This is a genomic window from Nitratireductor aquimarinus, from assembly GCF_017255295.1.
Taxonomy (GTDB): Bacteria; Pseudomonadota; Alphaproteobacteria; order Rhizobiales; family Rhizobiaceae; genus Nitratireductor; species Nitratireductor aquimarinus.
Map to the genome: position 1 here is coordinate 141,353 of NZ_JAFKDE010000004.1, position 14,120 is coordinate 155,472.

Sequence of the window (14,120 nt, forward strand, 5' to 3'; positions counted from 1 at the left end):
GATTTCCCGTCTGACGAAAAGGGAGCGGGGTCAGTCCCGCTTCTTCTTCTGGGCGCGCGCGCGAAGCCAGAACACGCCGAAAAACGCGAGTACGAACAGCGCCGCGAAAGTGCCCGCCGCCCAGGGCGAATACTCGCCAATGGCCAGCATGATGCGTGGCATCAGATACGCCACGACGCCAAAACCGATGAGGATGAGCGCGGCCGCGATCGCCGCCTTGCGATTTTCCGACAAGTGATCCCGTCCGTCTTCCAGATCGTCCCGCGTCCATTCCGACGCACAAAGGACCATCGCAATCATTGATGCAGCCCCGGGCATTCCCGCCCGCCTGCACGTTGCCACAACAAAAGCGCCTGCAATCAATCCGCCCCGGATCAGTCCCGGAACGCTTCCAGCCGCTTCCTCTGTCGGCCTTCCTTATCGAAATTGGCCGGATCAAGCCATCCGTCAAATGCACTTTTTAGGGCCGGCCACTCGCTGTCGAGCATGGAAAACCACGCCGTGTCGCGGTTCTCACCCTTGACCACCATATGCTGCCGAAACAGCCCCTCATGGGTGAAGCCAAAGCGCTCAGCCGCCCGCCGCGAGGGTTCGTTGGCATTGTTGCACTTCCACTCGAAACGCCGGTAGCCCAGATCCTCAAACACATGGCGCGCCACCAGATAGAGCGCTTCGGTCGCCCGCACCGTTCGTGAAATCCCCGGCCCCCAATAGATGTTGCCCACCTCGATCACGCCATTGGCCGGATCGATGCGCATCAGCGCCTGTCGCCCGCCAACCGCGCCCGTCTCCTGATCGATCACCACATGGAAAAACGGATCGGCGCTGGCAGCCTCCTGTTCCAGCCATTCCTGAAACGCCTCACGGCTCAGCGGCGGATAATCGCCCAGCCAGCGAAACCGTTCGCCAGCATCGGGGACGGTCGAAACCGCGTAGAGCCCGTCGCCATGGCGCGCCGGATCAAGCGCCTCCAGCCGCACGGTGCGCCCCTCCAGAGCGGCGCGCCCGGGACGCGGCCTTGCTGTCCAGCCGGAGAGATCGGTCTGCATGTCGGTTTCCTCCAAAAGCGCCTTTTCTCCTGAAAAGCACGCCCGCCCTGCACAGAACAGACCCAGCTCCAGACGCAGGCTGCGCCAGAAACACCAAGAGCACCTTGGAAGAGGAAATATCAGGGTGGAAAACGGGCGGAGCGGCCACTGGTCGGCCGCCCCGCTTCGAACCGTGCTTGGGAGGAGGAAAGCCGATCCGACATCCAGAATCCTAAGCGCGAAATCGTTAACGTTTACTTAACGCAACCCCTCAAATCCCGATTATCGCGTCACGATCTCAGGCCCCATAAGGCTATAGGGCAACCATGTTGACATAAACGGTACATAGGTGACGAGGATCAGGAAGACGAACAGCACCAGCACGAAGGGCGCTGCCGCCCGCACCACCTGGATCAGACTCATGCCGGTGATGCCGCTCGTCACGAACAGATTGAGCCCGATCGGCGGCGTGATCATGCCGATCTCCATGTTCACCACCATGATGATGCCGAGATGCACCGGATCGACCCCAAGCTCCATGGCAATGGGAAACACCACCGGCGCAACGATCAGAAGAAGCCCCGACGGCTCCATGAACTGGCCACCCAGAAGCAGGAGCAGGTTCACGGCAATCAGGAAGGTGAACCAGGTGAAGCCCGCATCGACCATGAGGGCGGTGATCGCCTGCGGAATGCGCTCGGCGGTCAGCACATGGGCGAACAGCAGCGCGTTAACGATGATGAACATCAGCATCACCGTCGTGCGCGCGGCGTCCACCGTCACCTTGCGCGTTTCCTCGTTGAAGAAGGCGCGCAGGAAATTGCGCCCCATCAGCCCCAGATTGCGCCGCCAGATCGGCAGGCTGGCCACCAGAAGCCCCGCAAGGCCCCGGGAACCGGCCTGCTTGCCGCGCCACAGCGCATAGGCGACCATCGCCACCAGCGACAGCACGACGCCCGTCAGCGTGCGCCCCTGAAGCGTGACGCCCTCCCAGTCCGCCGTCAGGAAGAAGGTCAGGATCATCCAGACGAAGAAGAAGGCCAGCGCATAGACGGTCGCGGAGAACCCGATGCGCGCATTGACGCCATCCTCATCGCGCACCCATTGCTCGCCCTTCATCGGCCCCATGTCACGGTAGACGAAGACCGCCACAAGGAAGGAATAGACAGCGGCAACGGCCGCCGCCTCGGTCGGCGTGAAAACGCCGCCATAAATGCCGCCCAGAATGATGATGATCAGGAACAGGCCCCAGCCGGCTTCCTTGCCGCCCGCGATGATCTCGCCAAAGCCCTTCCAGTCTTCCGCCGGCAGGTTGCGCACCCGCGCCATCACATAGATGGCGATCATCAGCATCAGGCCCGCCACCAGCCCCGGCACCACACCGGCCAGGAACATGCGGCCAACCGAAACATCCGTCGCCGCCGAATAGACGACCATCACGATGGACGGCGGAATGAGAATGCCGAGCGTGCCCGCATTGGCGATGATGCCGGCCGCAAACTCCTTGGTGTATCCGACCTGCCGCATGCCCGCGATGGCGATGGTGCCAATGGCCACCACCGTTGCCGGCGACGAGCCGGAAAGGGCCGCAAACATCATGCAGGCCAGAACCGACGCCATGGCCAGACCGCCACGGAAATGACCGACCGAGGCGATGGCGAAGCGGATGATACGCCGCGCCACACCGCCCGTCGACATGAAGGCGGACGCCAGAATGAAGAACGGAATGGCAAGCAGCGTGTAGTTCTGCGACGCGGTGAATAGCTGCAGCGCCACCGACGATATGGAATCGCTGGAAAAGAACGCGATGATGATCAGTGACGAAAGGCCGAGCGCCACCGCCACGGGAACGCCCATGAACAGAAGGAACAGGACGAGGATGAACAGAATGGCTGGTTCCATCGCCGCTACTCCTTCAACGCGTCTTTGTTTTCGGCGACCAGATCCTCGGCCTCATGACCGGCAATGATCAGATCGCGCTCGCCACGGGCGATGCTCACCACGCCCTGCAACGCGCGGAAAGCGAGCAGCGCAAGCCCGACCGGCAGCATCAGATAGGCCACCCAGCGCTGCACACGGTCCTGCAGCCCAAAGGCCTCCTGCATCCACAGGGGATAGCGCAGATCATCGAGGCCGGTGCCCCGGTCGAACATGAATTTCCAGTAGCCGATGGCCCCGGTCTGCCGCCAGTTGGTGGAGACATCCGCGCCGACCAGCGTCATCCAGCCCGCATAGAGCAGGATGAAGGCATAGAGGAAGACACACACCGCCCCGAAGATCGCCGCCAGCTTGAAAAGCCGCGACGGCATCATGCGGATAAAGGCATCGACCCCCAGATGGATGCCGTTCTTCACGCCATAGCTCATGCCGAAAAGGATCATCCAGGCAAACAGGATGCGCGTGAATTCCAGCGCACCGCCCCAGCCACTGTTGAAGCCGTAACGCGCGATCACCTGCGTGAACGAAACGAATGTGATGGCTGCCAGAAGAATGGCGAGAATGTTTTCCTCAAACCGCCCCACCGCATCGGGATAGCGCCGTTCCAGAACGAACAGCACAATCACGAGGGCGACGAGTCCGAGCGCCGGCCACAAGAGCGCCATGTTTTCCTCCCGAAAACACCTGCCACAAGACCGCCCGCTGAAAGCGGACGGCCCTGCAAGGCGCGGCGAGGGGAAACGCCGCGCCGGGATTGGTTATGGGATCAGGAGCCGCTGGAAGCAGCAGACTCGATCAGCTCCGCGCCGATGTCGCCTTCGAACTGCGTCCATACCGGCTTCATGGTCTCAACCCATACGGCGCGCTGCTCGGGCGTGAGCTCGCGGATCGTGCCGCCTGCATCCAGAATGTTCTGGCGGCAGGTCGCTTCCTGCTCGGCAACATTGTTGTTCGCCGTCGTGGTCACCTCTTCCACGATGGCCACGAACTGATCGCGCACCGCCGGATCGAGACTCTCAAGCCATTCGGTCGAGGTCACGAGAAGATAGGCAAGGAGCTGGTGGTTGGTCTGGGAGATGCCGTCCTGCACCTCGAAGAATTTTTGGGTGTAGATGTTGCACCAGCTGTTTTCCTGGCCGTCCACAACGCCCGTCTGCAACGCGCCATAGACTTCCTTGAAGGCGAGCTTCTGCGCCGATGCACCCATGGCCTCGATCATGGCGACGGCCACGTCGGAGGTCTGCACACGGAACTTCAGCCCCGCCGCGTCCTGCGGCTCGATCAGCGGCTTGCCAGCCGAAAACTGCTTGAGGCCCGAAGACCAGAAGCCAAGACCCTCATAGCCCTCGTCTTCCATAACCTTCAAAAGCCCGTGCCCTTCCTCGGAGCCGATGAAGCTGTTCACCGCATCCAGTGTGGGGAACAGGAACGGAAGGTCAAACAGGCGGTATTTCAGCGTGTAGGCCTCGAATTTCGCAAGCGAGGGGGCAGCGAGCTGCACATCGCCCAGAAGCAGGGCTTCCATCACCTTGTCATCGTCGTAAAGCGTCGAGTTCGGGAACACTTCCATACAGGCGGTTCCGTTCATCTCCTCATTCACGCGCTCGGCAAGAAGCGTCGCTGCATCGCCCTTGGGGTGGCCCTTGTCGGCAACCACATGGCTGAACTTGATGACCATTTCGCCATCGTCACACTGGGCCTGGGCCTGCGTGGCTAAAGCGGTCAGGGCAAGCGCCGACACGGCGCCAATCAGAAATCGCATGAGTGTCTCCTCCACTGTGCACGCCCCGTCATGCGCGTCATACGCGACGGGTCATCCAATGCGGCCTTTTCCGGCCGCCTCATTCTAGTTCTTGGGTGCTACCTTGTTCTTGGGCATTGCACGAAAGGCACACGCCATCCGAGCACCGCTATAACTGTATCCTGTGATACGGGTGCCCTGAAATCAAGCGAGAGGAGGAGCCCTCAATGGGTTTCGCTCTTATGCTTTAGTCTGAGTAGTCGCGTTCGTCGGCGATCACCTTGCCGTCGCGCGGCAGGCTTCCGGGCTCCGCCAGATGCACCTGTCCGCCAACCTTGGTCACCTCGCGCAGCGTCGCCTCAATGGCGGCTGCGTCCGGCTCAGCGCCCGCATGCGCCTCCACATGCAGGGCCATCGCATCGCTTGCGCCATCGCGCGTCACCACCAGCCGCGCCCGTTCAACCGCGCCATGCCGGCGGATCAGCTCCGCGATCTGCTTCGGGTCGATGAACATGCCCTTGACCTTGGTGCGCTGGTCGGCGCGCCCCATCCAGCCCCGGATGCGCATGTTTGTGCGCCCGCAGGGGCTTTCCCCCGGCATGATTGCCGAGAGATCGCCAGTGCCCAGCCGCACAAGCGGATAGGCAGGATTGAGCGATGTGACCACCACCTCCCCGACCTCGCCTTCCGACACCGGATCGTCTGTGCCCGGCCGCACGATCTCCACGATCAGATTCTCGTTCAAAACCATGCCCGGCAGCGGCGCACCGTCCTGCCCGGAGGTTTCATATGCGATCACCCCGAACTCCGCCGTCGCATAGCATTGCAGCACCGAAATGCCGCGCGCGCGATAGGCTTCCCGCATGGAGGGAAACAGCGCACCACCGGAAACAAGGCCGATGCGGATGGATGAGAGGTCCCTGCCATCCCTGTCCGCGCGCTCCAGCATGATCTGCAGAAAGTCGGGTGTTCCCGCATAGACGTCGGGCCGAAACGCCTCTGCCGCCTCCACCTGCATGTCGGTGTTGCCGGTGCCGGCGGGAAACACCGCACAGCCCAGCGCCCGCGCGCCCGTGTCGAGCACGAAGCCGCCCGGCGTCATGTGATAGGCAAAGGCGTTGTGCACGCGCGCACCCGGCCGCACACCGGCGGCAAAGAAGGCGCGGGCCGCCTGCCAGGGATCGGCCCCGGCTCCCTGAATCTCCCAGATCGGCCCCGGCGACATGAACACCCGCGCGCCCTCAAGCGCATCCGGGTCGACAAACCCGCCAAACGGCGGGTTCTGCTTCTGTCGTTCCAGAAGCTCCGGCTTGCGCAGCACAGGCAGGCTGGCAAGAGCCTGCCGATCCACGATTTTTGAGAGATCATGGCCGGAGAGCCAGTCCGCAAGGCCTTCAGCTTTGCCAACGGCGTCGCTCAGAAAGCGCGGCAGGCGTGAAAACAAATCATGCTCGCGCTCCGCCGGATCGCGGATTTCCAGCGCATCGAAATGCGGTGACATGGCTCCTCCCCCATGGGTTCAGGCCATGTTATCGCAACAATCGCACCCAGCGGGCAAGATCGACCAAGGTAATGAGTGCCGCCGCCAGATAGGTCAGCGCCGCCGCCTTGAGCACCGAGCGCACGGCCGGCATATCCGTCTCTGAGACATAGGCCCCCTTCTCCAGAACCGGCAGCGCCTTGCCGAAACTGGCGTCCAGCTCTACCGGCAGCGTGGCGAGCGTCACCAGAACGCGCACCGAAAGGAGCCCTACCCCGACCGCGAGAAGCGCCACCAGCGCCATGGGCGTGCGGGCCAGAATGGCGAGAAAAGGCGCAGCGATGAAGAAGATGCCCGCCGCCTTGTCCGTCACCATGGCAAAGCGCGCAAGCCCCTGCCACGCCCTGAAGGAGCGTTCGCCATTTGCGTGCTGAACCGCGTGCGAAACCTCATGCGCGGCAACGGCCACCGCCGTCAGCGAACGCCCGGAATATACATTTTCGGAAAGACGGACCGCCCGCGCCTGCGGGTCGTAATGGTCGCCCCGATCACTGGTTTCGACGGGAACATCCGGCAGCGAGAAGCGGTCGAGCAGATGGCGGGCAAGCTCCCCGCCGGTTCCGGGAATGTCCGGTCGGTCATCCCCGTGCTTTGCCAGCGTGTGCCGCACCCAGAATTGCGGCAACACGATCACGGCAAGCAGAAGAAGGGCGAGGACGGCAAACAGCATGTGTCGCGGCTCGCCCCCGCCCCTTCAAGGTTCAGGAAACGCCGGAGGCGCGGTTGAGAACGAAGTTCGTTCCGTTGGCCAGCGTGCAGTTCATCCGGTCGCTTGAGGCCAGAAGGCATGTGGCTGCCGTCTGCTGCTGGCTCTTCAGCGAATAGAAGGAAAGCTCGATGGTCTGCCCGCCACGGTGCGAGTACGACCCCTCGGTCAGCACTTCACCGGTCTGGATCGAGCGGGAGCTGAAGCGTCCGCCCTGCAGGGTCGAAACGGCCACACCGTCCGTGCCCATCCACTGCCCTTCGACGCCGGTCTGCCGCGCCATGCGCGGGCCGCCGCCGCTGCCCATATCGGTCTGACAACCAGCCACCGCCAGTGCAGCCGCCACCGCTCCAAGCGTCAGAATATTACGTGTTCTCATAGCCTTGGCCTCCTGTCGCCAACCGGCTCCTGCCGGTCGCGCACCGTCTTTTCATCAGGCCCGGCCCCCGGCGGGGACCGAACTATACCCGTTTCAATTGCCCGATTTTGCCGGCATTGCAAGCGCAGCGCGCCGCCTGACGCTCAGCGCACGAGAATGTTGCGGAACTGCCACGGGTCGGATTCGTCCAGATCTTCAGGGAAGAGGCCCGGCCTCCCCTCAAGCGGCGTCCAGTCGGTGTAATAGCCTTTCACCGGTCCGAGATAAGGCAGCTGCACTTCGAGACAGCGGCGGTAATCCACCTCGTCCGCCTCGACGATGCCGGCTTCCGGGTTCTCCAGCGCCCACACCATGCCTGCGAGCACGGCGGAGGTAACCTGCAGTCCCGTCGCGTTCTGGTAGGGCGCGAGCTTGCGGGCCTCTTCCAGCGTCAGCTGCGAGCCGAACCAGTAGGCATTCTTGTCATGGCCGTAGAGCAGCACGCCCAGCTCGTCCATGCCGTCGACCAGCTCGTTCTCATCCAGCACATGCTGCTCGGGCTGCGCCTTGCCTTCCGCACCGAACATCTCGTGTAACGAAAGCACGGCGTCGTTGCAGGGGTGATAGGCGTAATTGCAGGTCGGGCGGTAGACCAGCTTGCCCTTCTTGTCGCGCACGGTGAAAAAATCCGCGATGGAGATCGATTCATTGTGCGTGACGAGGAAACCGTATTGCGGGCCGGGCGTCGGGCACCAGCTGCGCACCCGCGTGTTCGCGCCCGGCTGCTCCAGAAAGATGGCCGCCTTGTTGCCCTTCTTCTGCTTGCGCGCGTTTTTCGGCGTCCACTTCTCATGCGTGCCCCAACCCAGTTCCGCCGGCTGCAGCCCCTCGGCCACGAAACCTTCCACCGACCAGGTGTTCCAGAACACGTTCATGGGCTTCGGGTTCTTCGCGCGCTGGGTGTCGCGCTCGGCGATGTGAATGCCCTTCACACCGCATTTCTTCATGAGCTTCGCCCAGCCCTCACGGTCATCGAACGCGGGCTCCTCGAATTTTAGCCCAAGATCGCCGGCAAGGTTCACCAGCCCCTGCTTCACGAACCACGAAACCATGCCCGGATTGGCCCCGCAGGTGGAAACCGCCGTGGTTCCGCCCGGGTTCTTGGCCTTTTCCCGCCGCACCGTCTCACGCAGCGCATAATTGGTGCGCGAGGCATTGTCGGCCTTGTCGTCGAAATAGAAGCCAAGCCACGGCTCGACCACCGTATCGACATAGAGCACGCCGAGCTTGCGGCAGAGCTTCATAAGGTCGAGCGAGGACGTGTCCACCGAGAGATTGACGCAAAAGCCCTGCCCTTCGCCCTCGGTCAGAAGCGGCTTGAGCAGCTCCTTGTAATTGTCTTTGGTGACATGCGCCTGCACGTAGCGGATGCCGCGGTCGTCCAGCAGCTTGCGGTCGGTATCGACCGGGTCGATCACCACCATGCGCGTCTTGTCGAATTTGAAATGGCGCTCGATCAGCGGCAGCGTGCCGCGCCCGATAGAACCGAACCCGATCATCACGATCGGTCCGGTGATTTCACCATGGATGGGCCAGTCGTTAGCAGCCATTGCACGCCTCTCCGAAACAGAATGTCTGAATTTCCAAAACATATAAGCCTGTCATAATAAAGAGCAAAAACGGTTCTGGTTCAGACAGGCTTTGTTATTCCTTAAGAGCATCCAGCCTGTCGACCGTGCGCGAGATGGCGCATTCGATGATCTCGAATTCGGCAACCCCGTGCACCGCGAAGGGATCTTCCGCAAGACACGCTTCCAGCGCCGCGCGCTCGCCCCGCGCGAGGATCACCCCGCCGGTGCGCGGCACCTTGCGCCCGGAGGCAATGAAAATGCCGTCGGCATAGCAGCGGTCCAGCCACGCCATATGACCGGCCATATGCGGCTCGACCTCTTCGACCGGAACCACATAGCGCAGCGAAACAATGAACATGCCCTGATCTCCAATAACAATTCCAGGAAAAGCGGGAACCGCTCTAATTCTCGATTTTCGCGAAGCGCGCCTTCACGAGCGCTTCCTCATATTCACCCCGGGCAGTGGAATCGAACACGACCCCGCCGCCCACATTGTAGATCGCAGACCCGTCTTCAAAGAGCGAGACCGTGCGGATCGCCACGTTGAACCGCATCGTGCCATCGGGCGCGACCCAGCCGACCGAGCCGCAATAGGCCCCGCGCGGCCCCGCCTCCAGCGCATGCAGGATTTCCATGGCGCGTATCTTGGGTGCGCCCGTCACCGAGCCGCAGGGAAAAAGTGCGGAAAAGATCTCGCGCAGCCCCGTTCCCGGCGTCAGCCGCGCCCGAACCCGGCTCACCATCTGGTGCACCGTCTGATAGGTCTCCACATGGAACAGCTCCGGCACGTCCAGCGTGCCCACCTCGCTGATGCGCGAAATGTCGTTGCGCAGCAGGTCGACGATCATCCGGTTTTCGGCCTGGTTCTTCGGATCGTTGCGCAGAAAATCCTTCAGCGCCGCATCCTCGTCCGGCGTCTCGCCACGCGGCGCGGTTCCCTTCATCGGCATGGTCTCGATCCAGCCATCGCGCGAAACCTGAAAAAACAGTTCCGGCGAGCGCGAAACGATGACCGGCCAGCCAAGATCCAAAAGCGCCGCATAACGCACGGGCTGGCGCGCGCCGAGCGCATCGAACAGCGCCGCCGGTTCCCCCTCCCAGCGCGCATGGACCGGAAAGGTCAGGTTCGCCTGATAGCAGTCGCCTGCGCGCAGATGCGCATGCAGTCGCTCAAAACGCGGAGCGTAATCCTCAAAGGTCCAGAGCGGCTGCGCATCGCCAAGCGCCGCATCGCGCACATCAAGCACGGGCCGCACTGCGCGTTCTTCCGGCGCGTCAAACACGCCGAAACACAAAAGCGGCCCCCGCCGCCCCGCTTGCTGCCGCCCTTCCGGCAGGAGCGGCTTCAGCTTCGGCTCCAGCAGATAACCGGCCTCGTAGGCCATGTATCCGGCAAGCCAGAACCCGTCGCGCCGCGCCTTCTCGGCGCAGGCGAGCATGTCGTCAAATGACCGGCCGTCCCATGCGATCAGAACATCGCGCGGGCGGGAGAAGAAAAGCTCCCGCCCGGCCATGTCGTCTCGAAAAAGAGCCTGCCCCCGAAGGTCCGTCAGCATCGGGTCGAACGCGCCCGGATTAGCCGTCGAGCGTCTCGAGCTCGTCGATCAGCCCCTCGATGACCGACAGCCCCTTGCTCCAGAAGTCCGGATCGCTCGCATCGAGACCGAACGGCGCGAGAAGCTCGGAATGATGCTTCGTGCCGCCTGCCTCGAGCATGGCGAAATACTTCTCCTGAAAGCCCTCCGGCGCCTGCTGGTAGACCGCAAAGAGCGAGTTCACCAGGCAATCGCCGAACGCATAGGCATAGACGTAGAAAGGCGAATGGATGAAGTGCGGGACATAGGCCCAGAAGGTCTCGTATCCCTCGCGCAGCTTCACCGAAGAGCCAAGGCACTCGTTCTGTGCCTCAAGCCACAGCTCGCCGATCTGCTCGGAGGTCAGCTCGCCATCGCTGCGCCGCCTGGAGTGCACCTTGCGCTCGAACTCGTAGAAGGCGATCTGGCGGACAACCGTGTTCAGCATGTCCTCCACCTTCTGCGCCAGCATCGCCTTGCGCTCGCGCTTTTCGGTGGTCCGGTCAAGCAGCGAACGGAAGGTCAGCATCTCGCCGAACACGGAGGCCGTCTCGGCCAGCGTCAGCGGCGTCGGCGCCATCAGCGCGCCCTGCTTTGCCGCCAGCACCTGATGGATGCCATGGCCCATCTCATGCGCCAGCGTCATCACATCGCGCGGCTTGCCCAGATAGTTCAGGAGCAGATAGGGATGCGCGGAAGGCACGGTCGGATGGGCAAACGCCCCCGGCGACTTGCCCGGACGCACCGGCGCGTCGATCCAGTTGCGGTCGAAGAAGCGCCCGGCGATCTCCGCCATGCGCGGATCGAACGCCGCATAGGCGTCGAGCACGGTCTTCTGCGCTTCCTCCCAGTCGATCACCGCCTGCGGGGTTTCCGGCAGCGGCGCATTGCGGTCCCAGTGGTTCAGAACCTCCATGCCCAGCCATTTCGCCTTCATGGCGTAATAGCGGTGCGACAGTTTCGGATAGGCCGTGCGCACGGCTTCGGCCAGCGCGTCGACAACCGGGCGTTCAACGCGGTTCGCCAGGTGGCGGGAGTCGGCAATGTCCTCGAAACCGCGCCAGCGGTCGGAGATTTCCTTGTCCTTGGCGAGCGTGTTGGTGATCAGCGTGAAGGTGCGCAGGTTCTTGCCAAACGTCTCCGCCAGCGCTTCGGCGGCCCTGCGGCGTTTCTCGCCATCGGCGTCCTGCAACAGGTTGAGCGTCTGCTCCAGCGCCAGCTCCTCGCCATCGACCGTAAAGCGAAGCCCCGTCAGCGTCTCGTCAAAGAGACGGTTCCAGGCACCGCGTCCGGTGACCGACTTTTCATGGAAGAGCTGTTCGATCCGGTCTTCCAGCTCATAGGGCTTGTCGCGGCGAATATCGAGCACCCAGGGCCGGTAATGAGCCAGCCGGGCATCCGCCTCAAGCGCTGCCTCAATGGCCGCATCGTCAATCTTGTTGAGCTCCAGCGTGAAGAAGATCAGATGCGCGCTCGCATCGGTCAGCTTCTCCTGCACGTCGCCATAAAGCTTTGCGCGCTTCGGGTCGGAGGTGTCGCCTGCATAGAGAAGCCCCGCATAGGACACGATGCGCCCCATGAGTTCCTCAAGCCCCTCATAGGCCTCCACGGCCTCGCCCAGCCGGCTCTCCGCGCCCTTGGCCACCTCGTCGGCGAGCTTGCCCTTCCAGGCCCTCTCAAAACCGGCAGCCTCTGCCGCTGCGCGGTCCAGATCGCGCTTCAGCTCAGGCGACTCGATTGCGGGATAAAGATCCGTCAGATCCCATTCTGGCAGCTTGCCGAATTCCGAAGCGGCCCTGTCAGCCACAATTGCCGCATCCGTTGCCGCAGGGCGCGCGACCCTGCCAGTGTACTTGGCCATGTAATCCTCGTTCTGCCGAATTCGGTCATTTCTCCGCGACGACGAAAGGTTTCGTTCACCGGGATTCTTGAACCCTTGTTTAGAAGCCTATGCCATTTTGATCCAGCCCGTGCGCGGAAAGCGCGCTCGATACTCTAACGCCATTGCATAAATGCGACATGTCGGAAGCCGTTCTCATAGTCGATGATGACCCGGTCCAGCGCCGCCTCCTTCAGGCTGCGGTGGAGAAACTCGGGCACACGGCGCTGCTTGCCGAGAACGGACGCGAAGCGCTTGGCGTTCTGGAGCGCACCGAACAGACGCCGCGCACCATCGTTCTCGATCTCATGATGCCGGAGATGGGCGGGCTTGAAATGCTCGAACACCTCAATGGCGACGGAACAGACATTCCCGTCATCGTCCAGACATCGCGCGGCAGCATCGACACGGCTGTCGAAGCCATGCGCGCCGGCGCGTTCGACTTCATCGTCAAGCCCGTTGCCCCTGCGCGCCTTGGCGCCGCCATCGGCAATGCGCTCAAGGTCCGCGCGATGGAGACGCGCCAGCGCAGGAGCCAGAAGCCCGCCGAAACCGCCTCTTTCGAAGCCCTCGTCACCAACAGCCCCTCCATGGCGCGCGTCATGAAGCTGGGCGAAAAGGCCGCCGCGAGCGACATCCCGGTTCTCATCGAAGGTGAATCCGGCGTCGGCAAGGAGCTGATCGCCCGCGCCATTCAGGCAGCAAGCGCCCGCCGCCGCAAACCTTTCGTCACCGTCAATTGTGGCGCGATCCCCGACACGCTGGTGGAGAGCATCCTGTTCGGTCACGACAAGGGCGCGTTCACCGGCGCAACCGAAAAGCGCGCCGGCAAATTTGCCGAGGCCGACACCGGCACCCTGTTTCTCGATGAGATCGGCGATCTGCCGCTCGACGTGCAGGTCAAGCTTCTGCGCGCGGTGCAGGAAGGCGAGATCGATCCGGTCGGCGGACGCGGCACGCGCAAGGTGGACATCCGCCTCGTCTCGGCCACCAATCAGAACCTTATTGAGCGGGTGAAGGAGGGCCGCTTCCGCGAAGACCTCTTCTACCGCCTGAACGTCTTCCCGATCATGGTTCCGCCGCTGCGCGACCGCAAGGAAGACATACCGCTTCTCGTGCAGGCCTTCATCGCCCGCTTTGCAGACAGTGCGGCAAGCCGCGTCACCGGCATTGCGCGCCCGGCCCTTGCGCTTTTGGAACGCTATGACTGGCCCGGCAATATCCGCCAGCTCGAAAACGCGGTCTTCCGCGCCGTGGTGCTTTGCGAGACCGGCGTCCTCGATGTCGCCGACTTCCCACAGATCCGTGCGCAGGTGGAAGGGATCGACCCCTATGAGGCGCAGTTCGAGGCTGTCACCGCCTCACCCGCACAGGAAGCGCTGGCCCCCGAGCACCGCCAAGAGACAACGGGCGGGACAGCAGCAACGCCGGCAGAGCGGGTTCGGAAGGGTTTCATCAAGGCGTTGGACGGTCACAATGAGATCCGTCCGCTGGAAGAGATCGAGAACGACATGATCCGGCTCGCCATCGAACATTATGGCGGCCAGATGAGCGAAGTAGCGCGCCGTCTCGGCATTGGTCGCTCGACATTATACCGCAAACTCAAGGATCTCGGGATCGATCCGACCGGGCGCACACGCCCGAATGAAGACTGAGGCCAATAGAGCACAGTCCACGCATTAACCTGGCGTTTACCCTGCGGCGCGTCGTCACGCTTCGCCACGA

General features: G+C 62.8%; 13 protein-coding genes. 1 reads left to right on the forward strand and 12 read right to left on the reverse strand.

Features of this window, described 5'->3' with window-relative positions:
• Window positions 1-30: 30 nt before the first annotated feature.
• The 12 genes from JYP46_RS08055 to JYP46_RS08110 form a co-directional block, all read right to left on the reverse strand.
• On the reverse strand, window positions 31-234 hold the full coding sequence (locus JYP46_RS08055; protein WP_113155996.1) for a hypothetical protein: 204 nt from the start codon (window positions 232-234) through the stop codon (window positions 31-33).
• A 140-nt stretch (window positions 235-374) separates the two neighbouring features.
• Window positions 375-1,049: a GNAT family N-acetyltransferase gene (locus JYP46_RS08060; RefSeq protein WP_206547798.1), complete on the reverse strand. Its 675-nt coding sequence runs from the start codon at window positions 1,047-1,049 to the stop codon at window positions 375-377.
• Window positions 1,050-1,310: 261 nt separating this feature from the next.
• On the reverse strand, window positions 1,311-2,930 hold the full coding sequence (locus JYP46_RS08065; protein ID WP_206547799.1) for a TRAP transporter large permease: 1,620 nt from the start codon (window positions 2,928-2,930) through the stop codon (window positions 1,311-1,313).
• 5 nt (window positions 2,931-2,935) lie between these two features.
• Window positions 2,936-3,631: a TRAP transporter small permease gene (locus JYP46_RS08070; RefSeq protein ID WP_206544165.1), complete on the reverse strand. Its 696-nt coding sequence runs from the start codon at window positions 3,629-3,631 to the stop codon at window positions 2,936-2,938.
• A gap of 101 nt (window positions 3,632-3,732) precedes the next feature.
• Window positions 3,733-4,728, reverse strand: coding sequence for a DctP family TRAP transporter solute-binding subunit (locus JYP46_RS08075; RefSeq protein WP_206547800.1), 996 nt, complete (start codon window positions 4,726-4,728; stop codon window positions 3,733-3,735).
• 226 nt (window positions 4,729-4,954) lie between these two features.
• Complete coding sequence (locus JYP46_RS08080) at window positions 4,955-6,208, reverse strand: phenylacetate--CoA ligase family protein (protein WP_206547801.1); 1,254 nt, start codon at window positions 6,206-6,208, stop codon at window positions 4,955-4,957.
• Between the two features lie 28 nt (window positions 6,209-6,236).
• Window positions 6,237-6,917 (reverse strand): zinc metallopeptidase, encoded by a 681-nt coding sequence (locus JYP46_RS08085; protein ID WP_113152909.1) that lies wholly within the window; start codon window positions 6,915-6,917, stop codon window positions 6,237-6,239.
• Between the two features lie 31 nt (window positions 6,918-6,948).
• Complete coding sequence (locus JYP46_RS08090; RefSeq protein WP_113152910.1) at window positions 6,949-7,332, reverse strand: Omp10 family outer membrane lipoprotein; 384 nt, start codon at window positions 7,330-7,332, stop codon at window positions 6,949-6,951.
• 143 nt (window positions 7,333-7,475) lie between these two features.
• Window positions 7,476-8,921 carry a homospermidine synthase gene (locus tag JYP46_RS08095; RefSeq protein WP_206544168.1) on the reverse strand — a complete coding sequence of 482 codons (1,446 nt, stop codon included), beginning with the start codon at window positions 8,919-8,921 and terminating at the stop codon, window positions 7,476-7,478.
• 94 nt (window positions 8,922-9,015) lie between these two features.
• Window positions 9,016-9,300, reverse strand: a complete 285-nt coding sequence (locus JYP46_RS08100) for a YciI family protein (RefSeq protein WP_206544169.1) — start codon at window positions 9,298-9,300, stop codon at window positions 9,016-9,018.
• A gap of 43 nt (window positions 9,301-9,343) precedes the next feature.
• Complete coding sequence (locus JYP46_RS08105; protein WP_206547802.1) at window positions 9,344-10,498, reverse strand: aminodeoxychorismate synthase component I; 1,155 nt, start codon at window positions 10,496-10,498, stop codon at window positions 9,344-9,346.
• A 19-nt stretch (window positions 10,499-10,517) separates the two neighbouring features.
• Window positions 10,518-12,377, reverse strand: coding sequence for a M3 family oligoendopeptidase (locus JYP46_RS08110; protein WP_206547803.1), 1,860 nt, complete (start codon window positions 12,375-12,377; stop codon window positions 10,518-10,520).
• A 158-nt stretch (window positions 12,378-12,535) separates the two neighbouring features.
• Between JYP46_RS08110 and JYP46_RS08115 the strand changes: the two genes are divergently transcribed.
• Window positions 12,536-14,050, forward strand: a complete 1,515-nt coding sequence (locus tag JYP46_RS08115) for a sigma-54-dependent transcriptional regulator (RefSeq protein WP_206547804.1) — start codon at window positions 12,536-12,538, stop codon at window positions 14,048-14,050.
• The last annotated feature ends 70 nt before the right edge of the window (window positions 14,051-14,120 follow it).